Below are 25595 nucleotides of genomic sequence, written 5' to 3' on the forward strand. Positions count from 1 at the left end.
GAACTCCGTTCACGCGCCGAGGACGCCGCCGCCTCAGCGCTGCAGCTTGGCCAGCGCCTGGCTGAAGAGGGCGCGGGTCTGATCTCCCACGAAGGTCATGCCACCATCCAGCGCCCGCTGCCACAGGGAGCCGACCGGAACATCGCCGGCGGTGTAAAGCGGCACCTCGAGCACCTTGACGTCGCCGCGGCTCACCTCCATCTCGCCCACCTGAATGCCCTTCGCCACCGGCGCCCGCAAGGGGCCGCGATAGGTCACCCGCGCGGTGATGCGCTCGCCGCCGCGGCGGCTGGTGAGCACCCGCACCGGCCCTCGCGCCGTCAGCCCCACCGAGCCGCTGGCGCCGCCGAACACCTGGGCCCAGCCGACCTCGGCCCCCTCGGCGAAGATCTGCCGCTGGTGGAACGATTGGAAGCCCCAGTCCAGCAGCCGGCGCGCCTCGTCGAGCCGCTCCTTCTCGCTCTTGGCGCCCAGCACCACCACCACCAGCCGCTGCCCGTTCTGCACCGCCGAGCCCAACAGGTGAAAGCCGCCGCCCTTCAGCCACGCCTGCTGCAGGCCATCCGCCCCCACCCCAGCCGACAGCAGGGTATTGCGGTTGCGCTGCTTGATCTTGTTCCAGTCGATGGCGGGCTCGGCGAACACCGGATACTGCGCCGGATAGGTGCGGATGACATATTGCGCGAGGGTCGCCAGATCGCGTGCGGTGGAAACCTGGGCAGGATCCGGGAATCCAGCGGGATTGCGGAAGCTGCTGTTGCTCATGCCGATCGCTTTGGCTGTCTCATTCATGAGCCCGGCGAACTGCGTCTCGGTGCCGGCCACCCCCTCCGCCAGGGCGATGGCCGCATCATTGCCGGACACGACGATGGCGCCCGCCAGCAGATCGGCCACCCGCACCGGCTTGTTCACCTCCGCGAACATGGCCGCGCCGCCGGACGGCCCGCCGCCACGGCGCCAGGCATTCACGCTGACCATGAATTCCGTGTCGGGCGTGATCTTGCCGGCCTTGATCTGGCCGAACACCACGGCCGCCGTCATCACCTTCACCAGGCTGGAGGGGTCGAACGCCTTGTCCGCATCTTTCTCGTAAAGAATGGTGCCGGTCTCGTAATCCACCAGCATGGCGGCGGGCACGCGGGCCTGGAAGGCCTCCTGCGCACGCGCCGCGCCCCCACCCAAGGTGAGCCCAACGAGGCACAGGGCCGCGAGGAAACGCATGAGATGAGGTCTGTTCACGGGAGCACGCCGGTCTTGATCGCCACCGGCCGACTTTGTCACGGATGACCCGCCTCTGTCACGACGCGCGCCGGGCGCAACCCCATCGTCAACCGCACGCGACAGGAGCCGCAAGACGCGGGCGATGTCAGGGAACAGCGGCAGGAGCGAGCCAGGTGGAGCCGCCGGTTGCGCCGGCCGATCAGCGCCAGAGCGCTCAGCGGAAGCCTTCGCTTCCCGATACGCCGGCGTAGCTCAACCCGGAGACGGGGGCCGGACCGGTGGACCAACCATTGGCGGCCATGCTCACCGAGCGGGCATTGGACGGCGCCACCGCAATGGTAGTCGCCGACGGCTTCGTCGCAGGCTTGGCCGCGCCGGTAGCGGGCGCAGGCTTGGCGGACGCCGGCTTCGTGCTCGGCGCAGCCGCAACGCGGGTGGCCGCGGCGGGCGCCGGCTTCGCCACAGACTTGCCGGAATTGGGCTTGCTGGAAGCGGCCGGCTTGCTGGCGACAACGGGCGGCTCGGGCGCAGCCATCGTCTCCGGCGCGGCGGCAGCCACCTGCATCTCGCCGCCCAGATCATACGGACGGCTGACCGGCATAGGGGCATCCCCAGAACCCACCGGCAGCGCCTCAGCCACGTGCGGCACGAACGGCTTGGCCGAGGCCACCATCACCGGCGAGCTGCCATTGAGCTGCGCGGGAACACCATCGGTGCTCAGGGTCATGGCCAGCTGCTGGTCGTCGGACCCGCCCAGCGGTGCGCGGCCCACATATTCCACCCGCACCCGCGCGACGCCGTGACGGGCAAAACCCAGCAGTTCGGCGGTGCGGTAGGAAACGTCCACCACCCGGCCCGCCACATAGGGGCCGCGGTTGTTCACGCGCACGATGATGGAGCGCTTGTTGGCGAGGTTCGTGACACGCACATAAGACGGCATCGGCAGCGTCTTGTGAGCGGCGGAGATCGACGTCATGTCGAACACTTCGCCATTGGCCGTCTTGCGACCATGAAAATCCTTGCCGTACCAGGAGGCCATGCCCTCGGCCGCATAGTCGGCATCTTCTTCCGGGACGTAGGTGCGACCAGCGACCTTGTAGGGCTTGCCCACCTTGTAATGGCCACCGCCCTTGGGCACGGGATCACCATCCGCCACCACACGCGGGCTGACCTCCACACCGTAGGTGGGATCAATCTTGCTGCTCACCGACTCGACGGAGCTGCAACCCGCCAGCGCCACACCGAAGACCACCGCACCGCCGAGAGCCACCCAGGTGCGCCATGACACCGGCGCGGGCACCGCAATCGCCCCGTCCGACGCCACATTTGCGACGTGGCGGCCAACGGCGGCCTGATTCTTCGACGTGCGCTCGATGCCCATGCCGCGGCTTTCCCCCAGTGGTGCATGAAGTCGTTGCTGGGCCATGAGCTTTCGCATCACACCCCCAGCAAAGACATACCCCGGTGCCGGCATCATCCCCGATCGACATGGATGAACGACGCGCACTCTGGCGTAGAAAGGGGAGTGAAGACGGCGAAAATGCGGCGAGCGCAGCGGAATGGTAAACCGTTCGTGATCACATAACCGCGCCACCGTGCGCGCTGGTGGCCGCGCACCGGCGATCGGCCGACGCCGCTCTCGACGTCTTCGACGACACTTGATAGGAACGCCGCGCGCATGGTCATGCGCCTGTCTGGAAGGGTGGCCGAGTGGTTTAAGGCAGCGGTCTTGAAAACCGCCGTGGGTGCAAGCCCACCGTGGGTTCGAATCCCACCCCTTCCGCCATGTCAGTCCCAAAGTGGGCACGCCGTTTCCCGCCGATTTCCCGCTAGAGACTGAAGTAAGGGCGCGCAGCAGTTCGCCCTTCGATCCCATGATGCGAACATGGCTTTCTCCGACCTCAACGCGCCGGGCAAAAGCGCGCAGATGATCCCGCCGGTAGCCGCCACCCTCCTGCCTGAGCCGACGCTGCGCGGTCGTGGCGAACTTTCGTAAAACGGCCGGCGTCACCGCCATGCTGCCGGAGCTTTCGAGCATGGCCTGTGCTCGCTCGGAATCGACTTGCGCTTGGTCGCGTAGCGCCCGGAGGGCGACGACGCGCTCCTTCAAGGCCGGATCGTTCAGATCGGCCACGCCCGCTTCGATGGCCTCGTAGAGGCGTTTCAGGCGAAGCTCGGTCTCGGCCGCGCGCCGATTCAACTCGGCGATATGCTCCCTGCGCCGATCCGCCCGCTCCTCGCGTCGATCGAGGATCGAGGCCAGGATCTCCTCCAGCCGCTCGGGCTGGAGCAGCCGGTTCTCAATATGGTCGCAGACGATGGCGTCGAGTTGGGGCATTGGGATCGAGCGGCCGGAGCAGCCGGTCTCGCCCTGCCGGGCCTTGATCGAGCACGTATAGCAGCGATAGCGCCCGCCCTTGCCGGTGCGGAGTGTCATGGCCCCCCCCCCCCCCCCGCACTTCTCACAGAAGCAGATGCCTGTCAGCAGGGTCGGCCCGCTGACGACACGCGGCGGCGTGACCTTGGAGTTGCGGACCCGCAAATGCACCTGCACGGCATCGAATGTCTCCTGATCGATCAGGCGCGGCACCGGCACGACGACGATTTCGCTGACCGGCTTCAGCACCTTGGACTTGGAGCGCTTGTTGAATTCATGCTCGCCGACATAGGTGCGCCGGGTCAGAATGCGGTGAAGCTGGCCGATGCCCCAACGCCCACCGTCGCGGGTGAAGATGCGGTTGCGATTGAGGTGATTCACGATAGCCTTGACGCCCATAGGACCTGAGCCGCCTTCGCCCTGGAGAGCGAGCCGATAGATCAACCGTACCGTGTCGGCGTGCAACGGGTCGATCTCCAGCTTCTTCTTGGTCTTGGAGCCGCGTTGCTCGGCCGCGACGATGCGATAGCCGATTGGCGGCAGCGCGCCGTTCCAGAAACCCTGTCGGGCATTCTGACCTGCAACGCTTCCCATCCGGACGGGAACCGTGCAGCTAAGGACCGGAGACCGCCCGCCGCGCATACACGAAGGGGCTCGACACACTGCTTTCCACAGCATCGAGCACGAACACCCCGGTCTCCTTCAGATCGAAGCCGCCGCTTTTCTGCGCCGAGGAGATGGCGGGATACATGGCTGCCAGGGCCACAAATCGATCGTGCCGGAAGATATCTGCTGTTCCGACGCTCGAGATGTCCACGATCTGGAGTTGAGCCTTTACACTTGCCTCGGCCACCCGCGGATCACGCACGTCGAGCCGCCCCATGCGGCGTCTGTCTGCTGACAGGTGTTCCGACAGCGACAGGGCCACGTCATCCGGCGACACCATGACGACCATGGGGGGCGAGAGCGGCCCGATGATCGCCAGCTGAGCGCGGAACACATCCACATCGATGTCCGGGGCGGCAAGCGCCACCTGCAGCGTGTTCACGACCGCGTTGCGACCTTGCAGCCGCAGCTGGCGCAGCGCCTCCACCGTCAGCCACCCACCCATGCTGTGGCCCACCACGGCGACCTTCCGGCTGTGCGGCGTGCGGACCAGCTGGGTCAGAAGCTCGGCGAGCTGATCGCGGGAGAAGGTGGCCGCGTCCTTGTCAGCGAGGTATCCGGCTTCTTTACCCTCGGAGGGCCAGGCAAACAGCACCGGGGCCCCCTCGAAGCCAGCATCCGCCACCATCTGGGCAAGGCGGAGCAGGGCTTCCTGGAAACTGGTGTTGTAACCGTGCACGAACACGCCAATTTCCGGAGGGCGACCGTTGCGGGAGGCACCCACCTCCCGCAGGAAGCCGGCATCATCGAGCATGACCTGCTCGACCGTGACGAAATCTGTCGCCGGATTGGGAGTACCGGTGGACCATTCGATCTCACCGGCCTTGTGCCGGGGCGGAATGGATATGGTGAAACGCGCATAGGTCATTCTCATGGCACGTTCGCTGGTGAAAGAAGCACCCCTCGCGCCGTCGCGCGCGCGGGTGGTTGCCACATAGATGTTGACCACCCGCCCATCGGCAGCCGGCGCTCCGGTCGCCCGCAACACCTCCGGCCCCGGCCGTGCGGCGCAGCCCACCAGCAACACAGCGAGGAGGCACGCCAAGACATTCAAAACAGCACTCAAACGCGCCCTCACAGCCATCGGCACCCCGCAAGGCCCTGCCATTCACGGCTCCCACATGGTTGCGTCACGCCCCGGCCCATGCAGCCTCAACACCGGCGTCGAACAGCTTATCGTTCGGCAGCCGCCGCGAAAACGGCCAGCATCTGCTTCAGGCTCGCACGCTCCGCGTCCGAGTGCCCACTGCCCAGCCCCTCGGCCAGCTCCAGCACCTTGGCCGCGGAACGAATGGCGACAGGTTCGGCACGGGCCAGCAACGCTGGCAGCGCCGCGATCGCGGCCTCTCTATCCAGCTGCATCAGGGCGCATTGACGCCGAACGATGTTGCGGAAGTGCTCCGGCGGAAGATCACGCAGGCCCTGCTCCAGCTCGATGGCGAGGTTGAACTGGCGCTCGTCGACGCGCGGAGCGTCACGGGTGACATAGGCCAGGGCGCGGATGCCGGCTTCCAGAAGCCCGCCCTCCTCCATTTCGTGCCGAAGCGCCGCGAGCTCCTGGGCGACATACTCGCGGTGCTCCGGCGAAACGCCGGGCACAGGACGCACGCTCTGGCCCGGGCGGGCGGACAGCCCGGCGAGGGCCGACACCAAAGGGGAGCCGTACATCCATTCGAACATGCGTTCGTAGCCGGTGTCGCGCACATTGCGCCACGTATCGAGGGCCCAGATGATGGCGTCAGACATCTGCTCCTGGGCCTTCAGGAAAGGACTGGAGGACTCCACCGGACGACGAGCGGCACGAACCTCCTGGGCGGCATGTTCCACCAGCGGAGCCAACGGACTGCGGCTTGACCAATGTTCGTAAGAGATCCGCAGCGGGTGCAACCGCCGCATGAGATCGGCGGACTGGGTGGTGACCATCATCTGCACCAGGGGCTGCGCGAAGTTGCGATAGAACCCGAGATTGATCTCCGAGATGTGCGCGACCACCGCGAACCGACGGTCGCTCTCCTCATTGGGTTCAACGATCCGGCGGACGTCATCAAGGGTCCGGTGCTCGATGGACATCACATATTCCGGCGCTTTCGCATCCCGCTCATCGGCATCAGACTCGTCTGGTGCCGTATCGGCGATCACTGCCTGGTAGATCCCCGCCGGAATGACGTTGATCAGCTCGATATTGGTGGCGAATGCCTTGTGCTCCTTCCGCCCGACGGCGCCGGATACGAAGATGCCGAGGTGGCCGATGCTGTCGTGCAGCGCATAGACGATGGTCTGATTATGGCTCAGAAGCTCGTCGTCGCTTCCATACAGGTCCGTGATCCAGCCGAGCGCCTGCGGTGGCGGCGTGATGTTGTCGCCCTTGGAGCAGAACACTACGATGGGCGAGCGGATGTTCCTCAGGTCGAGACGGATGCCGTCCCCCGTCACGATTTCCGCCGATGACAGGTGGTTTCCGACGAAGAGATGATCCACCATGTACTGGATCTCTCCGCCATTGAGGAAGACATGGCCACCCCAATATTTCTCGAATCCGAGGTAGCGCGGGGCCTCGGTGTCGATATTGGCGTAGAGGTTGTAGCTTTTCTTCCAGAGCGTATTCGCTGGGTCTAGGTTCTCGAAATTCTGGACCAGCGTGGCGCCGTCGAAGCGACCGGCGCCGAGATCGCTCGAAAGTGCCGTCATCCAGGTTCCGCCCAACAGACCTCCGGCGTAACGCATGGGGTTCTTGCCCTTCCATCCCGCCCAGTAGGACAAAGGCGCGCCCGCGACGATGATGGGCCCGAACAGCTCCGGCCGCATGGCGGCGGTCATGAGCACCTGCCAGCCGGCCTGGCAGTTGCCGATCACCGCCGGCTTGCCGCTGTGCGGGTGGCGGGTGATGACCTTTTCCAGAAAGGCCGCCTCGGCGCGCATGACATCCTCGACCGTCTGGCCGGGCTCGGGATCAGGTGTGAAGCCGATAAAATAGCACGGGTGGCCCGCCTCGATGGCGGCGCCGATCTCGCTGTCGGCCTTGAAGCCGCCGATGCCCGGGCCATGGCCGGCCCGCGGGTCGACCACCACGAAGGGGCGCTTGGTGGGATCTGTGGGGCGGTTCTGAGGCGGCACGATGCGCGCGAGACCGTAATTGACCGGGCGTGACAGCAGGCGTCCGTTGACGATCAGCTCGGCTTCGAAGTTCAGGACATTGGGCACCGTTTCGGCGAGGTGCGCACGATATTGGTCGCCCCGCTGGCGCCGGACGTCGGCGAACAGGACCGTCCGCTGCCACGCATCGAGCAGATAGGCCTGGGCCGCGCCAACAAGGGAACCGAAGGCGGCGATGTCGTTTTCCGGAGCGGAGGAAGACTCGTTGATCATGGTCGCGCAAGCTCCTGCTGCAGAAAGATCAGGCGATTTTCTGTTGATAGGGGTGCACCGTGCCCGCGGCGAAGCTGTGGAGCATCGGCGTCCAGACATGGGTCGGGGACCGATCGATAAGGACACCCTCGGCGCGGCCACTCCGTTGGAAAATGCCGCTAAGCCGGGTGGCGAGCAGCTGGCCGGCAATGCCGCCACCGACGATGACCACCCGGTGGCGCCCGGCACCCTGCGATCCCTTCTCGGTGGTCTCGGTCATGAAGGCCTCCGTTTGAAATCCCGCAGCTGCGGCTGCGCATGGTGAATGAGGAGACGGTGCTTCAGGGCTCCTTATTCCGCATCGAGAGCCCGAAGCCGGTCACGGCAACGCCGTAAATCATCAAATCCACCGCCAGAATTACGCCCGGTGCACCGGGCGCACCGACGAGCCGGCTGGCAATGAGCCAAGCCCCGCAAAAAACGCCGGTGAGAGCACTGGCGAGGAGCCCGGCCCCCCGATCCCGGTCGCTGGCCAGAGGCAAGGACAGGGTGATCCAGATTCGCAGGAATGCGCATGCGAGAAACAGCGTGGCGAAAAGCGCGAAGCGCGGGAGCGCGGCCAGGCGGACGTGGCCCGCCAGGACGCCACCAAATGCCATGTAGAACAGGCCGCACGCCATCCAGTCGAGATAACACTCGGGCCACCCCAGCCGGATGATGATCATGCACTCCAGCACGCCGCAGTAGAAGGCGAGAATGCCGGTGTCGAAGGCGCCGGGTGTACCCTCGAAAAGGACAGGGGCCAGGGCGGAGAGGCAGATCAGCATCAGGCCGAGCAACGCCAGCGGCAGCCAGGCTGTCGGCGCCGCGAAGCGGCCGGCCGTGCGGCGCTTGCGAGCGGCAAGGCCGGCCCGCAGGCGCCTGGAAAGGCCCGGAACGCGCGCCAGTCGAGGCGCGCGTTCCGGTGGATGTCCGGCCGGGGGCGGTTGGTCGGACATCGTCTCGTGCTCCGTCAGCCGTGATGGGCCGAGGAGGCATTCCCGGAAGCCGCCGAGCGGCTGAACAGGGCCTTGATGCGCTCGCGCATGCCTTGGAAGGTGACGTAGAGCATGGGGATGACGAGGATGCCGACGGAACTCGCCGCGAGCATGCCCATGAACACCGGCGTCGAAACGTTCTGGCGGGCCATCATGGAGGCGCCGTTGGCCCACACCAGCGGCACGAGCCCGAGGATGAAGGCGATGGAGGTCATCATCACCGCCCGGAACCGCAGCTTGGCCGCGTTGGCCGCCGCCTCCTTCAGCTCCACCCCGTGCTCGCGCTGTTCCTTGGCGAACTCGACGATCAGGATGCCGTTCTTGGCGGCGAGGGCGATGAGCACCACGAGGCCGATCTGCCCATAGAGGTCGAGGGTGATGCCGAATGCGACCATGCCGGCGAACGCACCGAGCACGGCGACGATCACGGACAGCAGCACCGGCACCGGGATCACCCAGCTTTCGTAGAGCGCCACCAGGAACAGGTAGGCGAACAGCAGCGCCAGCGCGAGGATGATGCCGGTCTGCCCACCAGCCTGCTGCTCCTGGTAGGAGGTGCCGGTCCATTCCAGCGCATAGCCGGACGGCAGCACCTTGGCTGCGACCTGCTGGAACGCCGCCATGGCGGTGCCCGAGGCCACCCCCGGCGCCGGCGACCCGTTGATGGTCACCGCGCGGTAGTTGTTGTAGCGGGTGATGACCGCCGGCCCGACGATGGTCTGCAGCTCGGCGATGGACTGAAGGGGCACCATGGCGCCGTCCTTGGCGCGCACATAGATGTCCCACAAGGCGGGAATATCGCGCCGATTATCCACATCACCCTGCACCTGGACCTGCCAGGTGCGGCCAAACAGGTTGAAATTGTTCACATAGGAGCCGCCCAGTGTCGCCTGCAGGGCGGTGAACACATCGTTGATGCCCACCCCCAGCGCCTGGGCCTTCTCCCGGTCGATGTCGAGATAGAGCGAGGGCGCGTTGGCCGCATAGGTGGTGAACACGCGGCTCAGCGCGGGATCCTGGTTGGCGGCGCCCACGATGGCGTTGGAGATGGAGCCCATGGTGGCCGGGTCGGCCCCCTCCAGGGATTCCACCATGGCCTCGAAGCCGCCGGAGGTGGACAGACCGATGACCGGCGGCAGGTTGAACGGCAGGATCATGGCCGAGCGGATCTGCTGCACCCCGCCGAACACCTGGCCGATGATGACTTGAACCTTGTCGAGAGCCGCCTTGCGTTCCTCGAACGGCTTCAACTGGACGATCATGAAGGCGTTGTTGCTGGCGGAGAAGCTGTCCAGCAGCGAATAGCCGATGACCGAGGTCACGTTCTCCACCTGGGGCAGCGCGCCCACCAGCTTTTCCACCTGGCGCACGGTGTCGCTGGTGCGCGCCACCGAGGCGCCATCCGGCAGCTGCACGTTGATGAAGAAGGCGCCCTGGTCCTCCTCGGGCAGGAAGCCGGAGGGCGTGATCTTCGCGAGGCTCATCACCCCGAAGGCGCACACGGCGACGATGGCCAGCGAGAGGATGGACAGCCGCAGGGTCTTGCGCACCAGGAAGGCATAGCCGTCGCGCAGATTGTCGATGCGGCGGGAGATGAAGCCCATGATCCCGCGCTTCTCCCCGCCGTGGCGCAGGAACACGGCGCACAGGGCCGGCGAAAGCGTCAGCGCGTTGAGCGCCGAGATCAGCATGGCCGCGGAGATGGTCACCGCGAACTGGCGGAACAATTCGCCGGAAATACCGGGGATGAAGCCGATGGGCACGAACACCGAGAGCAGCACCAAAGTGATGGCGATGATAGGCGCCGTCACCTGCGCCATGGCCTTCTTGCTCGCCGCGGCGGGGGAGAGCTCAGGCTCCTCCTCCATCACGCGCTCGACGTTCTCCACCACCACGATGGCATCATCCACCACGATGCCGATGGCGAGCACCAAGGCGAGCAGCGACACCGTGTTGGCTGAATAGCCGAGGGCCAGCAGGACCGCGAAGGTGCCGATGATGGAGACGGGCACGGCGATGATCGGGATGAGGGTGGCGCGCCAGTTGCCCAGGAACAGGAACACCACGGCCGCCACCAGCAGGAAGGCTTCGATCAGCGTGTGGATCACCGCGTCGATGGTGTCGTACACGAAGTCGGTGGAGTCATACATGATCTGGGCCTTGAGGCCCTCGGGCATGCGGGACTGAAGGGTCTTGAGCTTGGCGGTCACCGCCGAAGACGTGGTGAGCGCGTTGGCGCCGGGGGCCAGATAGATGCCCATGGCGACCGAGGGCTTGCCATTGAGGCGGTTGACCGAATCCTCATTCTGCGCGCCGAGCTCGACGCGCGCCACGTCCTTCACCTTCAGAACCGAGCCGTCGCGGTTCGCGCGCAGCACGATGTTGCCGAATTCCTCCGGCGTGGTGAGGCGCCCCTGGGTCTGCACGTTGAGCTGGAACTGCTGGTTGTCCGGCACCGGGCGCGCGCCGATGCGGCCCACGGGGGCCTGCACGTTCTGTGCGGAAATGGCGGCGATGACGTCGGACGGCACCATGCCGAGGCTGGCGAGCCGCTCCACATCGAACCAGATGCGCATGGAATAGTTCATCTGCCCGAACAGGGAGGCGGAGCCCACGCCCGGCGTGCGGGCGAGCTCGTCGAGCACGTTGATGACCGCATAATTGGTCATGAACAGTGGATCGTAACGCTGATCCGGACTGCTGAGGGTGATGAACTGGAGGATGGAAGAGGACTTCTTCTGCACCGTCACGCCCAGCGCCTGCACGTCGGCGGGCAATTGGGACAGGGCGGTCTGCACCCGGTTGTTGACGTTGACGGTGTTGATGTCCGGGTCGGTGCCGAGGGCGAAGGAGACGGTGAGGGTATAGCTGCCGTCGTTGCCCGAGGTGCTCTTCATGTAGAGCGCCTTGTCGACGCCGATCACCTTGGATTCGATGGGCTGGGCGACGGTGGCCTCCAGCACCTCCGCCGAGGCGCCCGGATAGGTGGCCGAGACCGAGACCTGCGGCGGCACGATATCCGGCAGCTGGGCCACCGGAATGCGCATCAGGGCCAGCGCCCCGGCGATGGAGATGACGATGGCGATGACGACGGCGAGGCGGGGGCGGTCGATGAAGATATCGGAGATCATCGCCGTCACTCCGCTGTGGCGGTCTGCGCCATGGCGGGCTGCGGATCGACGGGCGTGTTCGGCCGCACCCGCTGCACCCCTTCCACGACGATCGTTTCGCCGCCCGACAGGCCTTCGATGACGCGGGCCTTGCCCGCGGTGGACTGGCCGAGCTTCACGCGGCGCACCTGCGCGATCTTGTCGGCGCCCACCACATAGACGAAGTCGCCCTGCTGGTCGGTCATCACGGCCGCGCGCGGCACCGCCAGTACCTGTTGAGCCTTCACCGCCTCCAGAACCACGCGGACGAACTCGTCATTGTAGAGCTCGCGCTGCCCGTTGGCGTCGAGCGGGTTGGCGATCTTGCCGCGCACGGTGATGGAATCGGTGTTGGCGGCGACGTTCGGGTCGATGAAGTCGAGCTGGCCCACTTCGCCATAAAGTCGACCGTCCGGCAGCCGCAGGCGGACGCGCAATCCCCCTTCAGCGCCGCCTTCCGCGGCATGCTCCTGTTGCAGCTCGATGAGCTTGCGGGTGGGCACCGGAAAGGTGACGTACATGGGGTCCTGGCTCACCACGCTCACCAGCGCGCCCGATGAGGGCGACACCACGTTGCCCACCGTCACCGCCGTGCGGCCGATGCGCCCGTCGATAGGGGTGCGGATCTCGGTGTAGTCGAGATTGATCTGGGCCACCTGCAGGGCGGCCTTGGCGGATTGCAGCTGAGCCTGCGCCGTGCGCTGGCTGGCCACCGCATTGTCGAGGGTACTTTGGGAGCCGCTGCCCGACTTCTGCAGCTTGTCGGCACGCTCGAAGGTGAGGTTCGCGTTGTCGAGCTGGGCCTGGGCCTGCGCCACGGCGGCCTGCTTGGCGGCCACCTCCGCGGCGAACGGGGCCCGCTCCAGCCGGAACAGGAGATCCCCCTTCTTGACGTCCGTGCCTTCAGTGAACTGGCGCTCCTCCAGGAAGGCGGTGACACGGGCCACGGCGTTCAGCCGCTGGACGGCCTCGATGCGGCCGTTGAACTCGGTGGTGGGCCGCACGTCCTCCGGCGCCACTTCCGCGACCCCGACGGCCGGAGGACCGCCGCCCTGCATCTGCGCAAGAGCCGGGACGGGGAAGAGCAGGCAACTGCCGAGAAGGACGGCGAGGAACGAGGAGCGCATGGCTTGAACCTTTCTCCGTGCCGCATATACATACATTATGTTTGTTTGTAAACAGGCGCTGAGAGACCGGCCCGGCGCTACGGTGGCGCTTGACCGGCGGAGGCAGTATTGCTGCCGCACGCACGATCGGTTGCAGAGCCTGCGGCGCGACGGCAGTCACCGAGGCCGCCGGCGCGCCAACCGGGGGCGGCGCGCCGGGCAAGGAGACGGGACGCGGTCATGAGGCGAACCAAGGAGCAGGCGGCGGAAACCGGGCGCCAGATTCTCAAAGCCGCCGAAGCTCTCTTCCTTGATGCGGGCTACGACAACGTGCGTCTCGAGGAGATCGCGGTGGCGGCGGGGGTGACACGCGGCGCCGTGCATTGGCACTTCAAGAACAAGCAGGGCCTGCTGCTGGCGCTGCAGGAAGAAGCCCAGGCCCCGTTTCACGATCTGGCCGACCATGTGGCGGATGAAAATGGCCCGGCCCTGCTCTCTCGCTTTGACAAAGCCATATCGGAGATGTTTTCGGCGCTGGAGGACGACCCACGCCAGAAAGGGCTGATCCGGGTGCTGATGCGTCTCGATCTCGGCCTGTCGGACCAGGATGACAACGGCGGCACCACGTTCCGTGAAGAGATGAGATCGGCCCTGGAGCGGGTTTTTCAGGTGGTTGAACGCGACGTCGGGCTGCGCGCCCCCTGGACGCCGCAGACCGCAGCCAGCGCCTTGGGCGTCACCATCAGCGGCCTGGTGCTGGAATGGGCTCTGGGCAAAGAGAGCTTCCGCCTTGCCCCGGATGGTTTGCAGCTCATCCGCACGATGCTGGACATGTGGATGAAGACGCCCAGCGGCACAGCCGATATCGCGGAGCCTGCCCAGGGCTGACCCCGCTTCGGCGTCAAGGGGGCAATCGGCCGCGGAGCTGCAACGGCCTTCCCGCCACCGCATTCTTCAGGGTGCTCCCCCACCCGCCCGGGTGCGCGGCGTGGAACTCGGTCGCCAGCACAGGCTCGGAGATCACCGGGAATACTCCAGACGAAGCCATGACCTAGCGCAGGAATGCGCGGAACCGCCACAGCGCCAGTGCAAAGAAGGTGACGCCGATGGCCAGAAGCACCAGCAGCTGGGGCCACACCACCGAGAAGCCTGCGCCACGGAACAGGACCGACTGGGCCAGCATGATGAAGTGCGTGTTTGGCGCCACCAGCATGATGTCCTGCACGATCTGCGGCATGCTTTCGCGGGGCGTGGTGGCGCCCGACAGGGATTCGAGCGGCAGCAGGGTCAGCATCAGCAACAGACCGAACTGCGGCATGGTGCTCGCCACCGTGGCAAGGTAGAGCCCCATGGAGGTGGTAGCGACCAGATGGAGGCCGGCTCCCAGAAGGAACAGCGCAATGGAACCTTCGATGGGAACCGCAAGCCAGTCGCGCACCACGAGCGCCATGGAGAGCCCTGCCGCCACCAGCACAATCAGGCCCATGGAGGCCACCTTGCTCAGCATGATCTCGAGTGGCGTCACCGGCATGACGAGAAGATGGTCGATGGTGCCATGCTCTCGTTCGCGGATCAGAGCCGCCCCTGTCAGGATCACCGACAGCATCGTGATGGAGGAGATGACGCTGGTGATGGCGCCGAACCAGCTCCGGTCGAGATTGGGGTTGAAGCGGGCCCGCAGCACGAGATCCGCCGGCAATCCCGATGAGGCCGACCGGTAGCGGTTCAGGAACTCGGCGACCTCGGCATTCAGGATGTTCTGGATGTAGCCGTCCCCGGCGAAGGCCTGCGACATCCGGGTCGCATCGATGTTGAGTTGAAGCGTGGGCGAGCGGCCGGCGAGCAGATCACGCTGGAAATCCGGTGGGATGTCGAGAGCGAAGGTGTCGAGGCCACGGTCCATCCGCTGGTCCATCTCGCCGGTCGTGATCAGCTGAGGTGGGTTGAAATAAGGCTCGCGAAAAGCCCCGACCATCCGGTTCGAGATCTGCGAGTGGTCCTCGTCGACAATGGAGATGGCCGCCCTGTGCAGGGTATCGGGCACGGCGGTGGCCTGCGTATACACCGACAGGGTGAAAGAATAGATGATGAGGACGATCATCAATGGATCGCGGGCGATGCCGCGCAGCTCCTTGCCGCCAAGAAGCAGGATGTTGGCCGCGCGCATGTCTACCTCGCCTGCTTACGGAGAAAGACGGCGCTGAGCGTAGTCAGTACCGGAATCAGGAAGAGAATGGGCAAAAGCGAGGGGGCGAGCTCCGAGAAGCTCAACCCCTTCGAGAAGGCGCCGCGGGCGATCACGATGAAATAGGTGGTCGGGTAGATGTCGCCGATGAGCGCGGCGATGCCTTCCTGTGCGGAGACCGGATTGATGAGGCCCGAATATTGGGTCGCGGGAATCATCGTCAGGATCGAGGTGGCGAAGATGCCGGCCATCTGACTGCTGGTGAAGGTGGAGATCAAAAGGCCCATGCCAGTGGCCGCCGTGACATAGAGCAACGCCCCCAAAGCGAAGACCAGGAAGCTGCCGGTGAAAGGGACCTGGAAGATGAAGACGCCGAAGCCGGTGAGCAGCAGGAAGTTCATCATCGCGAGCGCCACATAAGGCAGCTGCTTACCCACCAGGAATTCGAGCCGCGTCACCGGCGTAACGTAGAAATTGATGATCGAACCAAGCTCCTTCTCGCGCACCACGCTCAGCACCGCCAGCATGGCGGGGATCATGAGCAGCAGCAGCGGGATGACCGCGGGCACCATGGCGACAAGGCTCTCGATGCCGGGATTGTAGCGATAGCGCGTCGCCACCTGGAAGCTGACGCCCGCGACCGGTGAGGACAGCTCACGCGCCTTCTGCTCCAGCCACTTCTGGTGCATGCCCTGCACATAGCCCTTGACCGTCTCGGCCCGCATGGGCATGGCGCCATCGATCCATGCGGCGACCTGGACGGTGCGACCATGGGAGAGGTCCCGTCCGAATCCCGGCGGGATCTCGATGGCGAGGCTCAGTTCGCCGTCGGTCATTCGGCGATCCATCTCGTCATAGTCGCGGATCGCCGGCTTCTGTGTGAAATAGCGCGAGCCGCCGAGCTGGAGGACGTAATCGCGGCTGATGGTGGTGTCGTCGTGGTCGAGCACCGCGAAGGAGAGATTCTCCACATCCATGTTGATGCCGTAGCCGAGCACGAACATGAGCAGCAGGCTCCCGAGCACGACAAGCGTCGCCCGGATGGGATCGCGGGCCAGTTCCAGCGCCTCGCGCCGGCTGTAGGCGAGCATGCGCCTGAGGCCCAGAACGAGGCCAGTGGACGGGGCCGCACCACGATGCGGCGAGGCAGCCCCGTCCACCTCCACGCGCGTCGCAGGCGCCCCGGCGGCCGCCTCAGCGCGTTCATTGATGGCATCCTCGAGGTAGCCGATGAACGCGTCCTCCAAGGTGGCCACATTTCGCGAGCGAACAATGGCCGCGGGCGTCTCGCTCACCAGAACCCGGCCCGCATGCATGAGCGATATGCGGTCGCAGCGGGCCGCCTCGTTCATGAAGTGGGTGGAAACGAAGATGGTCACGCGGTCGGTGCGCGAGAGCTCGCCGAGGATGCGCCAGAAATCGTCGCGGGCGATCGGATCGACACCGGAAGTGGGCTCATCGAGGATCAGGATATCGGGCCCGTGGATTAGCGCCACAGCCAGCGAGAGGCGCTGACGAATGCCCAGTGGCAGCGCGTCCGGCAGTTCGTCGAGCACTTCTGCGAGATCAAAACGCACGACCATTTCGGCGGCACGTGCGGCGATGCGCTCTTCCGGCAAGGCGAACAGGCGCGCGTGCAGATCGAGATTCTGGCGCACTGTCAGTTCATTATACAATGAGAAGGCTTGGCTCATGTAGCCGACGCGCTGGCGCACCGTCATGTCGTCGGGATTGACCTCCTCGCCGAACAGGCGTGCGGTGCCCGCGCTCGCCGGCAGAAGGCCAGTGAGCATCTTCATGGTGGTGGATTTGCCGCAGCCGTTGGACCCCAGAAAGCCGAAAATTTCGCCGCGTCCGATGCGGAAGCTCACATCGTCCACCGCGGTGAAATCCCCGAACCGCATCGTGAGGTGTTCCGCTTCAATGGCGGGGCCATCCCCCGATGGCACGTAGGGAGCGAAGACCACCTCGTGATGACCGGAGCGCTGCTCTTCCGGCAGCAACGCGATGAAGGCGGCATCAAGATCGGAGGCTCCCGTTCGGGCGAGGAGCTCAGCGGGAGATCCGGTCGCCAACACCCGGCCGGCGTCCATCGCCACCAAGGCATCGAAGCGCGCAGCCTCCTCCATGTAGGCGGTGGCGACCAACACGCTCATGCCGGCACGACCGGCGCGAATGCCGTCGATCAGCTCCCAGAACTGGCGACGCGACAGCGGATCGACACCGGTGGTCGGCTCGTCGAGAATCAGCAGGTCCGGATCATGGATCAGCGCACAGCACAGGCCGAGCTTCTGTTTCATGCCACCAGACAGCTTGCCGGCCGGGCGGTCGACGAACGGGGCAAGTCCGGTCTTCTCCAACAACTCGGCGATGCGCGCCTCGCGCTCCTCTCGCCCCTGCCCAAACAGGCGGCCAAAGAAATCCACGTTCTCGAACACCGACAGGGTCGGGTAGAGATTCTTGCCGAGGCCCTGCGGCATGTAGGCGATGCGCGGACAGACACGACGCCGATGGGCCGCGTCGGCCATGTCGCCTGCGAGCACCTCCACCCGGCCCTGCTGGATGACGTGGGCGCCGGAGATGAGCGACAGGAGGCTCGACTTTCCCACCCCATCGGGGCCAATCAGCCCGACCATGCAGCCCGACGGCAGATCGAGGGAGACTGCGTCGAGGGCGTGCGTCCGGCCGTAGGTGAGCGTCACGGCGGAGAGCCGCGCCACCGGCTCCGCCGAAGGGGCGGAGCCGGTCATTCGCTGAAGCTCCTATTCAAGGTCTCCGGCCAGGCTACCGAGGGATCGAGCTGCACATAGGCGACCCCCGGCAGGCCGGTCTTCACATGCTCGATATATTTGCGCAGAAGCTCCTGCGGGATCTGCGCCTTGATGCGGAACGTCAGCTTCTGGCGCTCCTCCTCGGTCTCCACCGTCTTGGGCGTGAACTGCGCCACATCGGCCACGTAGGTCACCTTGGCCGGAATCGGCCATTGCGGCACGGCATCGAGGACGATGCGCGCATCGGCGCCGATCTTCACCTGCCCGGCCTCAGCGGTGGGCAGGAAGAAGGTCATGTAGACATCGCCCAGGTCCACGATGTTGAGCACGCGGCCGCCGGCGGAGAGCACCTCACCAATCTGCGCCACGCGATACTGCACGCGACCATCCCGCGGCGAGACGAGCACGCTGTCGTCGATGTCCGCGACGATCCGTTCGATCGCCGCCTTGGCTGCATCCACCGCCGCCTCGGCATCCACCACCTGCGCCTTCGCCGAGCTGACGGCGGCTTCCGAGGCCGCGAGCTGAGCCTTGGCGGCGCTCACATTGGCCTTGGCCGCCTTTTCATTGGCGAAGTCGTCGTCATAGGTCTGCTGCGAGACCGCATTGGTGGTCACGAGCTGGGACGAGCGGGCGAACTTCCGCTTCGCTGCGTCATATTGCGCATCGCGCTGCTCGATCACCGCCGCCGCGGCCTCACGCTCCGCCTCACGCTGGGTGACGAGGCTTCGCGCGGTGTCGACGCTGATGGTGGCCCGGCGCAATTGCGCTTCCGCCTCACGGCGCTCCGCCTCGAGCTGCGCCGTATCCATCCGCGCGAGCACCTGCCCGGCCGTCACGAAATCCCCCTCATTGGCAAGGATTTCCCGAATCCGCCCTGCGGTCTTGGCGGCGATATCGATCTCCGTCGCTTCGATGCGGCCATTGCCCTTGGCGAGGCCTGTGGGCAAGCCCGGATGTGTGTAGCGCTGCCACGCGGAGTAGCCGCCGCCCGCCACCACGAGCACCAGGAGAAGCGGCAACCAGCGCTTCAGCTTTTCCATCATCGGCTTAATCCTTTCTCCGGCCGCGCGAAGGCCCGTCCGGCGGGCAGAAGACGCGCGCGCAGCTCTTCGGAAGCGCTGCCGCAATGCCTCCCGCCCAGCACAGGAAAGCGCAACCCGACGGGCCCGCTATGAACGACAGAGAAGGGACGTCAGCGACCTGCAGCTGCGGGAGCCTGGGGATAGCCGGCGCGGCTCAGCGCCTCGGCCCCATCACGCCAAAAAAGCTGCGCGGCCTTCTGGATGAAGTCCGAATGAAGCTTCATGGCCTCTGCCGGATCCGTGCACTGCGACAGCTGCCGGAGGTACGTGGCCTGATTTTCCAACGCTCCAGCGGCAAAGCCGAGGGCTTGCCGGCAGGACGCCATGGGATCGCCGGCCACCGGCGGAGTCCACGATTTCAGCAGGTTCGGCGCCGGCCAAGAGGCGAGAAGGGAACGGAACGCGTCCACCGGAGCGGCCGTATCTGTGGTCATCAAAGTCGTCCTTTCTAGGCACAAGCGATCTCCGCAGCCTATAGCTCGTTTTGGCGGCGGCCTTGATTTAAGACAACACGTGTTGACTAAAATCATAGTCACGTTCGCAGAACGAAAGCAAACGAGTTTTTGGGGGCATCCGAATGGCTCGATCCACCGCGCGGGAGGCTGCGGCCAAGCGCGAACAGATTTTAGAGGCCGCGATCAGACGGTTCGCACATTATTCCTATGAGGATGCATCGCTGCGGGCGATCGCGGCCGATGTTGGCGTTGACGTCGCCCACGTGCACCGCAGCTTCGGGTCGAAGGAGCAGTTGCTCGTGGAAGCGATCCGCGCCATGACCCCTCCCATCGAACGCCTGCTGTCCGGCCCGGTGCGAGCGCTGCCGGCCAAGCTGGCTGACGAGCTGTTCTCCCATCGGCCGACGGCCCGGGATGACGTCGGCGTCTTCGACATTTTCGTGCGCTCTCTGACCAGCCAAGAAGCATCGGCAGTTCTGCGCAAGAGCATCGACGAGGACTTCATCGGCCCGCTCTCGCAACGGACCTCTCCTCAGTCCCGCCAACGCGCCGCCCTGATCCTCGCCATGCTACTAGGCGTCGGGGTGCTGCGTGAGGTGATAGGGATCGAGGCGCTGGCCATCGATCGGGACTTCCGCGAGCCGCTCATCAACGCCTTCGAGAGGCTGATGGCGGAAAGCGATCCAGCCTGAGCCGCAGTGAGCTGAACCGGTTTGATCCGAGTGCAGCTGAAGCTGAAAGAGCGCCGACGGCGGCAAAGCCGCGCTCGGCCTTGTTGCAGCGGAGCGACGCCCTCGCCGCGCTTGAGCTTTTCGAAGCGCGCTTCAACGCGAGCCCGCCCCGGCTTCACCGGAGGCGATTTGGTTTAAGTCACGCCGCCATTTTCTGCTCACCGAGCACGACGTAGTAGCGTTCCTCGGCTTCGGCCGGCGGGATGTTACCGATAGGCGCCAGCAGCCGGCGATGGTTGAACCCGTCAACCCAGGTCAGCATGGCGAACTCGACGGCCTCGAGGGATCGTCAAGGCCCCCGACGATGTATGACCTCGGCCTTGTAGAGGCCGTTAATCGTCGTGGCGAGAGCGTTGTCAGAGCTGTCGCCGACGCTTCCGACGGAGGGCTCGATACCGGCCTCAGCGAGGCGCTCGGTGTAGCGAATGCTGACGAATTGCGAACCGCGGTCGCTATGGTGCACCAGGCCGCCGCGATGGGCGGGCCGTCGCTCGTGAAGGGCCTGCTCCAGCGCATCCAGGACGAAGCTGGCATGCGCGGTCCGGCTCACCCGCCAGCCGACAATGCGGCGAGCATAGGCGTCGATCACAAAGGCAACGTAGACGAAGCCGGCCCAGGTGCTGACATAGGTGAAGTCCGAGAGCCACAGCCGGTTCGGCGCCGGCGCATGGAACACCCGGTTCACACGGTCGAGCGGGCACGGTGCCGACTTGCCCGACATGGTCGTTGAGACCGACTTGCCGCGGATCACACTGGCCAAGCTCATGCTCTGCATCAGCCGTTCGACGGTGCAGCGCGCCACATCGACCCCCTCGCGCATCATCTGTCGCCAGACCTTGCGCGCTCCCTAGACCTCGAAGTTCTCGGCGAACACGCGCTCGATCTCGGGGCGCAGAACCTCGTCCCGTAGCGCTCGTGCCGAGCACTTCGACGGATCAAGCCGCCGGGCGACATGGGCATGATAAGTCGATGGGGCGATCGGCAGCACCTTGCAGATCGGCTCGACCCCATACACACCGCGGTGATCATCGATGGACGCGATCATGTCTTCGACCGCAGTCGTCTACGATCTTGCGAGCTCCGCCAGGGCGAAATACGCCGACGCCTTGCGCAGGATCTCGTTCGCCTGCCGCAGCTCGCGGTTCTCGCGCTCAAGGGCCTTCGGCATCGCCGACATATCCGTCGTCACGCCGGCCCGCTTGCCGGCATCGACCTTGGCCTTCTTCAGCCCCTCATTCAGTGAGCGCGCCGAGCAGCCGATCTTCGACGCAATCGACACGATCGCCTGCCAGCGGGACGGATACTCATGCTCGTGATCCAGCACCAGCCGCACCGCACGGGTACGCACCTCAGGCGAGAACTTGTTCGTCGTCTTGCGCGTCATAAGCCCTATCCTCTCAGGAGTTGGGGCCTCCGGCAAACCCGGGGCGGTTCACGCTGGACACCGGACGGCCACCGCCTCGCACCCCACTGAGCGCCCGCCCGGCGCTGCGCCTCAGACCACCCGGACCGACGTCATCATGCCACCGGCCATGTGGTAGAGGTGGTGGCAGTGGAGGAACCATTCGCCCTTCTGCCCGGCATCAAAGGCGATGGTTACCGGCATGTGGGGCGGCACGATCACGGTATCGCGCAGCGCCCCGGAAAAGCGCTGCGGCCCCAGCGCCACGACCTGGAAGTGATGGCCATGGATGTGCATGGGGTGGCTCATCATGGTGGGGTTCATGAAGGTCATCTCCACCCGCTCCCCCTGGCGCACCTCGAATGGCACGTCCTCGCCGTGGACACGGCCATTGATGGTCCAGCGATAACCGGGCTCTTCCCCCAGCATGACCGGAAAGACGCGATCCGGCCGCCGCGCCATAAGAGGCGCGCGCGCGGCAAGCGTGCTTTCAAAGGCGAGGTCCAGCAGTCCCTCCGCCTGCTCTGCCACCTCGGGGATCCGTGCGATCGCGGCGCCGGGCGTCGCCAGGACGATGCCGGTGCGCACCCGCGCGCCCTCCACCTGCGCCAGCAGCGGGAAGGCGCCGCCCGCCTGGGGCAGATCCACCAGGAGGTCGATGCGCTGGCCCTGGGCGAGCGGAAACACCCCGGCCGCCACGGGAACACAGGCGACCCCGTCCACCGCGATGCAACGTGGCGCCAGCCCCGGCAGGGAAAGGAAGAAGGCAGTGGCCGTGCCGCCATTGATGACGCGCAGCCGCACCGGTGCGCCCCGCTCCACTTGCACCACCTCGGGATCGGCCAGGGTGCGCCGATTGGCGAGATAGGCGTCGTAGGCCACGTCATTGGCGTGCGCCATGCCGCCCATGCCGCCGCCCGCCACGCCCATCATGCCGCCCATCATGGCGCCCATGGACATCCCGTGGCCGGCGTGGCCGCCTCCCATAACTTGCGCTCCCATGCCGTGCGCCCCCATGCCCTGAGGGGCCAGTCCCTGGTTGCCCATCGCGTGGCCCATCCCCCCGTGTCCGCCGCCGTGGCCGTCGGTGCCGCCGAGCTCGGCGAGGATCTCCTGCGGAGTGCGGAAGGCGAAGTCGTGGAGCATCACCACCACGTCCTGAACATCCCCCGCGTCGGCCTCGCGGGTAACAAGCGGGGCCGCCAGCAATTGCTGCTCGGTCAAGGTGTGGGCGTGCATCCAATGGGTGCCCGGGGTGAGTCGGTAGTCTACTAGGTCGGTCTGCCCCGACGCCAGTGTGCCGCCATTGGGCCGGGCGCGATCCTGTTCGGGCGGGGCGAAGATCTGCCCGTGCCAGTGCAGTTGCAGCGGCGCATCCGATGCATTGAGGACCGCGCCGGAGAGGCGCTCACCTTCTCGCGCGAAAATCCCCTCCCCGGTCGGCCCCTTCACCACATATGCCTTGGCGGCCTTGCCCTTCACCTCGAGGGTGGTGCTCTCGACGGTCAGAAGCGGACGCTCTTGAACACTCTCTTGGGCGCGCCCCGCCGCGCGCCCGGCCAAGGTCAGCGCGCCGACGGCGGCCGCCCCGGAAAGAAGCTGGCGGCGGTTCATCCGCACGCAGGACAGGGGCGCGAAGGACATGATCAGACTCTCCCAGACAGGATCAGATAAGGCTTGAGGATGGCGGCAAGGCGTGGCGCAGCGCTTCCGCAAGGGCATGCAGAACATCAAGAGTGTCGCGATGGCGCTTGAGAGCCCTCTCGGCGTGGCTGCGCGCGGAGGGACGGAACTCGTCGCCGCGTGCGGCCGTCAGCTCAAAGCCAGCAGTCGAGGCGCATGAGAGCATCCGCGTGCCTCGCACCAACCGCCCCGCCATCTCTCACCCCGTCCGTTCCGCAAGGATCAAGAGGGGCAGATAGCGCGCGGCCCGTCACGCCGCGTATCGCTTCTGTATCAATTTGTTTCCGCAGCGATCCGGGGCAAGGTGAGGGTCACCACAAGGCCGCCTTCCGGGTGGTTGGCCAGGATCAGGGCGCCCCCATGGCTGCGCGCCGCCGCCGCCGCGATGGTGAGGCCGAGGCCGACGCCCCCAGTGGCGCGGCTGCGGGAGGCATCCAGCCGCACGAAGGGTTCCAGCACGGTCTCCAGCTGCGCTTCGGGAATGCCCGGTCCATGATCGCGCACCGTCAAGCTCACCCGATCGCCGGCATCGGCAAGGGTGAGATGAGCGCTGCCGCCGTAGGAGAGCGCGTTTTCGACGAGGTTGGTCACCGCCCGCTTCAAGGCGATGGGGCGCCCGGCCACCACAAGGCTGGCGGGGGCGTCCAGTTGCACCTCGCGGCCCTGATCGCGCGCATCGTTGACGATGGTCTCCAGCAGCGGCACCAGGTCCATGGGGCGGCTCGGCTCCTGGGCATTGTCCCCGCGCAGATAGGAGAGCGTCGCCTCGACCATCTGCTCCATCTCGGAAATGTCCGCCACCAGCGCCTCGCGCAGCGACGGATCGGCCACATCCTCGGCGCGGAAGCGCAGGCGGGTCATGGGCGTGCGCAGATCGTGGGAGACCGCGACCAGCGCCTGCGTGCGCCGGCCGATGAGGTCGGCGATGCGCGCCTGCATGCCATTGAAGGCGTGCGCCAATTCACGCACCTCCCGCGGCCCATTTTCCGGTAGCGGCGCGAAAGGCCTGTCCGGCTGCACCTGCGCCACCGCCCGGGCCATGGCCCGCAGCGGCCGGGTGAGCCAGGCGGCGATGGCGAGTGAAAGCAGCAGCACCCCCAGCGCCATGAGGCTGGTGGACAGCACCGAGCCGTGTCCGCCGTCGAGCTGCGGCGGTGGGGCGAACAGGCGCACGTTGGCCCAGCTGCCATCGGGCAGCCGCAGGGCGGCGAAGGCCAGATACGGGTCGTCGGTCGCGCCAATCACCACGTCTTCGGGCGCCAGCACCGGCGCCAGGGCGCGGACCTGGCTTTCGAGCGCCTGATCCCGCAGCAGCGGCTTGCGATTCGGCGCGGTGACGGGCGCCCGGTTCCAATGGGCGTCGATGGCCCCGCCGGAGAGGCTGTGCGCCACGCTCTCGCGCTCGTCCGGCGCCACCAGGGCCAGCGCCCGCTGCACCGAGACCAGTTGTTCGGCGAGCCGTGCGGCATGGGCCATGCGACGCTCGCGCTCCATGGCGTGCTGGTAGGTCCACAGGCTGGCGAGATGAACGAGCACGATGCCCAGCACCGCCACCACTGCCGTGCGTGCCGCCAGGCTGTCGAGTCGGCGGATCACGCGCGCTCCACATCCGGCGAGAAGAAATAGCCGGCGCCCCGCACGGTTTTCACGATCTCCGGCCCCTCCCCCCGCTCGATCTTCTTGCGCAGGCGGCTCACCTGGATGTCGATGGCGCGATCGAAACCGGTGGCGGTGCGGTTCTTGGCGGCGTCCATCAATTGGTCGCGCGTCAACACCCGCTGGGGATGCTCCAGGAAGGTGAGAAGAAGGTCGTATTCCCCTGTCGAGAGGTCGACCACCACCCCGGCGGGATCGGTCAGCTCGCGCCGGCGGGTATCCAGCGTCCAGCCGGAGAAGCACAGCAGATGCCGGCCGCTCGCGGTCTGCGCGCCACTGCCGCGCAAGCGCCGGAGCACGGCATGGATGCGGGCGAGAAGCTCACGCGGATTGAAAGGCTTGGCGAGATAGTCGTCAGCCCCGAGCTCCAGCCCGACGATGCGGTCCACATCTCCCCCGCGCGCCGTGAGCATGATGATGGGCACATCCGAGCGCGCCCGCAGCTCGCGGCACAAATCAAGGCCGCTGGTGCCGGGCAGCATGATGTCGAGAATGACGAGATCGATGCTCTCCGCCGCCAGTGTTTCGCGCATCTGCCGTCCGTCCTGCGCGGAGGAGACCTTCAAGCCGTTCTCCCGCAGGAACTTGCTCGCCAGCCGCCGTAGCTCAACGTCGTCGTCGACGATCAGGACATGATAGTCAGGGGACACGGCGGCCTGCTCCAGAACGACACCCATCGACGGCTCCGCCGGCTCATCCGACAGGCTGTCGCGCGCGGCAGCGTAC

18 protein-coding genes, 1 tRNA gene, 2 pseudogenes and 1 other annotated feature are annotated in these 25595 nt (G+C 66.2%); of the genes and pseudogenes, 4 read left to right on the forward strand and 17 right to left on the reverse strand.

The annotated features are described in order from the left end of the window. Nucleotides 1-33: 33 nt before the first annotated feature. Nucleotides 34-1221: a D-alanyl-D-alanine carboxypeptidase family protein gene (locus ACU4E7_RS21250; RefSeq protein WP_238121092.1), complete on the reverse strand. Its 1188-nt coding sequence runs from the start codon at nucleotides 1219-1221 to the stop codon at nucleotides 34-36. 214 nt (nucleotides 1222-1435) lie between these two features. Beyond that, a complete protein-coding gene (locus ACU4E7_RS21255; protein ID WP_447020039.1) occupies nucleotides 1436-2602 on the reverse strand; it encodes a septal ring lytic transglycosylase RlpA family protein in 1167 nt (388 codons plus the stop codon). 315 nt (nucleotides 2603-2917) lie between these two features. Here ACU4E7_RS21255 and ACU4E7_RS21260 point away from each other — a divergent pair. Next, nucleotides 2918-3007: transfer RNA gene (locus ACU4E7_RS21260), tRNA-Ser, on the forward strand. Between the two features lie 528 nt (nucleotides 3008-3535). Here the strand turns inward: ACU4E7_RS21260 and ACU4E7_RS21265 are convergent. The 7 genes and pseudogenes from ACU4E7_RS21265 to ACU4E7_RS21295 all read right to left on the reverse strand — a co-directional run. Next, nucleotides 3536-4276 (reverse strand): annotated as a pseudogene (locus ACU4E7_RS21265) (recombinase family protein); the annotation flags it as partial. Then, nucleotides 4212-5213, reverse strand: coding sequence for an alpha/beta hydrolase (locus ACU4E7_RS21270; protein WP_447020040.1), 1002 nt, complete (start codon nucleotides 5211-5213; stop codon nucleotides 4212-4214). The gene ACU4E7_RS21270 and the pseudogene ACU4E7_RS21265, both read right to left, overlap by 65 nt. A 224-nt stretch (nucleotides 5214-5437) precedes the next feature. Beyond that, a complete protein-coding gene (locus ACU4E7_RS21275; RefSeq protein WP_447020041.1) occupies nucleotides 5438-7756 on the reverse strand; it encodes a DUF3141 domain-containing protein in 2319 nt (772 codons plus the stop codon). Beyond that, nucleotides 7659-7889 (reverse strand): hypothetical protein, encoded by a 231-nt coding sequence (locus tag ACU4E7_RS21280; RefSeq protein ID WP_447020042.1) that lies wholly within the window; start codon nucleotides 7887-7889, stop codon nucleotides 7659-7661. Before ACU4E7_RS21280 ends, ACU4E7_RS21275 begins: the two co-directional genes overlap by 98 nt. Before the next feature lie 61 nt (nucleotides 7890-7950). Further along, complete coding sequence (locus tag ACU4E7_RS21285; protein WP_447020043.1) at nucleotides 7951-8607, reverse strand: hypothetical protein; 657 nt, start codon at nucleotides 8605-8607, stop codon at nucleotides 7951-7953. A 14-nt stretch (nucleotides 8608-8621) separates the two neighbouring features. Further along, complete coding sequence (locus ACU4E7_RS21290) at nucleotides 8622-11777, reverse strand: efflux RND transporter permease subunit (RefSeq protein ID WP_447020044.1); 3156 nt, start codon at nucleotides 11775-11777, stop codon at nucleotides 8622-8624. A gap of 5 nt (nucleotides 11778-11782) precedes the next feature. Next, complete coding sequence (locus ACU4E7_RS21295) at nucleotides 11783-12922, reverse strand: efflux RND transporter periplasmic adaptor subunit (RefSeq protein WP_447020045.1); 1140 nt, start codon at nucleotides 12920-12922, stop codon at nucleotides 11783-11785. Nucleotides 12923-13141: 219 nt separating this feature from the next. Between ACU4E7_RS21295 and ACU4E7_RS21300 the strand changes: the two genes are divergently transcribed. Next, on the forward strand, nucleotides 13142-13789 hold the full coding sequence (locus ACU4E7_RS21300; RefSeq protein WP_447020046.1) for a TetR family transcriptional regulator: 648 nt from the start codon (nucleotides 13142-13144) through the stop codon (nucleotides 13787-13789). Between the two features lie 163 nt (nucleotides 13790-13952). On the opposite strand, the gene ACU4E7_RS21305 is transcribed toward ACU4E7_RS21300, so the two are convergent. The 4 genes from ACU4E7_RS21305 to ACU4E7_RS21320 all read right to left on the reverse strand — a co-directional run bounded on the left by ACU4E7_RS21305 (nucleotide 13953) and on the right by ACU4E7_RS21320 (nucleotide 19376). Beyond that, nucleotides 13953-15068, reverse strand: coding sequence for an ABC transporter permease (locus tag ACU4E7_RS21305; protein WP_447020047.1), 1116 nt, complete (start codon nucleotides 15066-15068; stop codon nucleotides 13953-13955). Nucleotides 15069-15070: 2 nt separating this feature from the next. Beyond that, the gene (gene rbbA, locus ACU4E7_RS21310) at nucleotides 15071-17836 is read right to left on the reverse strand and encodes a ribosome-associated ATPase/putative transporter RbbA (RefSeq protein ID WP_447020048.1); all 2766 of its coding nucleotides are present in this window, start codon (nucleotides 17834-17836) and stop codon (nucleotides 15071-15073) included. Beyond that, nucleotides 17833-18903, reverse strand: coding sequence for an HlyD family secretion protein (locus tag ACU4E7_RS21315; protein ID WP_447020049.1), 1071 nt, complete (start codon nucleotides 18901-18903; stop codon nucleotides 17833-17835). Before ACU4E7_RS21315 ends, rbbA begins: the two co-directional genes overlap by 4 nt. Nucleotides 18904-19052: 149 nt before the next feature. Next, nucleotides 19053-19376: a phasin family protein gene (locus ACU4E7_RS21320; protein WP_447020050.1), complete on the reverse strand. Its 324-nt coding sequence runs from the start codon at nucleotides 19374-19376 to the stop codon at nucleotides 19053-19055. A 143-nt stretch (nucleotides 19377-19519) separates the two neighbouring features. On the opposite strand from ACU4E7_RS21320, the gene ACU4E7_RS21325 reads away from it, so the two are divergent. After that, complete coding sequence (locus ACU4E7_RS21325) at nucleotides 19520-20089, forward strand: TetR/AcrR family transcriptional regulator (protein WP_447020051.1); 570 nt, start codon at nucleotides 19520-19522, stop codon at nucleotides 20087-20089. A gap of 178 nt (nucleotides 20090-20267) precedes the next feature. Here the strand turns inward: ACU4E7_RS21325 and ACU4E7_RS21330 are convergent. Both ACU4E7_RS21330 and ACU4E7_RS21335 read right to left on the reverse strand, forming a co-directional pair. Next, nucleotides 20268-21512 (reverse strand): annotated as a pseudogene (locus ACU4E7_RS21330) (IS3 family transposase). After that, nucleotides 21099-21228 (reverse strand) — a sequence feature (AL1L pseudoknot). It overlaps the preceding pseudogene by 130 nt. A gap of 111 nt (nucleotides 21513-21623) precedes the next feature. Beyond that, entirely contained in the window at nucleotides 21624-23174 is a 1551-nt protein-coding gene (locus ACU4E7_RS21335) for a multicopper oxidase family protein (protein WP_447020052.1), read from the reverse strand. A 52-nt stretch (nucleotides 23175-23226) separates the two neighbouring features. Here ACU4E7_RS21335 and ACU4E7_RS21340 point away from each other — a divergent pair, with 52 nt between their 5' ends. Continuing rightward, nucleotides 23227-23373 carry a hypothetical protein gene (locus tag ACU4E7_RS21340; protein ID WP_447020053.1) on the forward strand — a complete coding sequence of 49 codons (147 nt, stop codon included), beginning with the start codon at nucleotides 23227-23229 and terminating at the stop codon, nucleotides 23371-23373. A 113-nt stretch (nucleotides 23374-23486) separates the two neighbouring features. Here the strand turns inward: ACU4E7_RS21340 and ACU4E7_RS21345 are convergent, their stop codons facing one another. Both ACU4E7_RS21345 and ACU4E7_RS21350 read right to left on the reverse strand, forming a co-directional pair. After that, nucleotides 23487-24809 carry an ATP-binding protein gene (locus ACU4E7_RS21345; protein ID WP_447020054.1) on the reverse strand — a complete coding sequence of 441 codons (1323 nt, stop codon included), beginning with the start codon at nucleotides 24807-24809 and terminating at the stop codon, nucleotides 23487-23489. Continuing rightward, nucleotides 24806-25546 (reverse strand): response regulator, encoded by a 741-nt coding sequence (locus tag ACU4E7_RS21350; protein WP_238121080.1) that lies wholly within the window; start codon nucleotides 25544-25546, stop codon nucleotides 24806-24808. Before ACU4E7_RS21350 ends, ACU4E7_RS21345 begins: the two co-directional genes overlap by 4 nt. Nucleotides 25547-25595: the final 49 nt, after the last annotated feature.

The sequence above is a fragment of the Xanthobacter sp. ZOL 2024 genome, assembly GCF_052932325.1.

Excerpts from the sequence above, each read along its gene's own strand:
- ACU4E7_RS21250 (WP_238121092.1), bottom strand. The coding sequence starts at position 1,221 with ATGCGTTTCCTCGCGGCCCTGTGCCTCGTTGGGCTCACCTTGGGTGGG.
- ACU4E7_RS21255 (WP_447020039.1), bottom strand. The coding sequence starts at position 2,602 with ATGGGCATCGAGCGCACGTCGAAGAATCAGGCCGCCGTTGGCCGCCAC.
- ACU4E7_RS21280 (WP_447020042.1), bottom strand. The coding sequence starts at position 7,889 with ATGACCGAGACCACCGAGAAGGGATCGCAGGGTGCCGGGCGCCACCGG.
- ACU4E7_RS21285 (WP_447020043.1), bottom strand. The coding sequence starts at position 8,607 with ATGTCCGACCAACCGCCCCCGGCCGGACATCCACCGGAACGCGCGCCT.
- ACU4E7_RS21290 (WP_447020044.1), bottom strand. The coding sequence starts at position 11,777 with ATGATCTCCGATATCTTCATCGACCGCCCCCGCCTCGCCGTCGTCATC.
- ACU4E7_RS21295 (WP_447020045.1), bottom strand. The coding sequence starts at position 12,922 with ATGCGCTCCTCGTTCCTCGCCGTCCTTCTCGGCAGTTGCCTGCTCTTC.
- ACU4E7_RS21300 (WP_447020046.1), top strand. The coding sequence starts at position 13,142 with ATGAGGCGAACCAAGGAGCAGGCGGCGGAAACCGGGCGCCAGATTCTC.
- ACU4E7_RS21305 (WP_447020047.1), bottom strand. The coding sequence starts at position 15,068 with ATGCGCGCGGCCAACATCCTGCTTCTTGGCGGCAAGGAGCTGCGCGGC.
- rbbA (WP_447020048.1), bottom strand. The coding sequence starts at position 17,836 with ATGACCGGCTCCGCCCCTTCGGCGGAGCCGGTGGCGCGGCTCTCCGCC.
- ACU4E7_RS21315 (WP_447020049.1), bottom strand. The coding sequence starts at position 18,903 with ATGATGGAAAAGCTGAAGCGCTGGTTGCCGCTTCTCCTGGTGCTCGTG.
- ACU4E7_RS21320 (WP_447020050.1), bottom strand. The coding sequence starts at position 19,376 with ATGACCACAGATACGGCCGCTCCGGTGGACGCGTTCCGTTCCCTTCTC.
- ACU4E7_RS21325 (WP_447020051.1), top strand. The coding sequence starts at position 19,520 with ATGGCTCGATCCACCGCGCGGGAGGCTGCGGCCAAGCGCGAACAGATT.
- ACU4E7_RS21335 (WP_447020052.1), bottom strand. The coding sequence starts at position 23,174 with ATGTCCTTCGCGCCCCTGTCCTGCGTGCGGATGAACCGCCGCCAGCTT.
- ACU4E7_RS21350 (WP_238121080.1), bottom strand. The coding sequence starts at position 25,546 with ATGGGTGTCGTTCTGGAGCAGGCCGCCGTGTCCCCTGACTATCATGTC.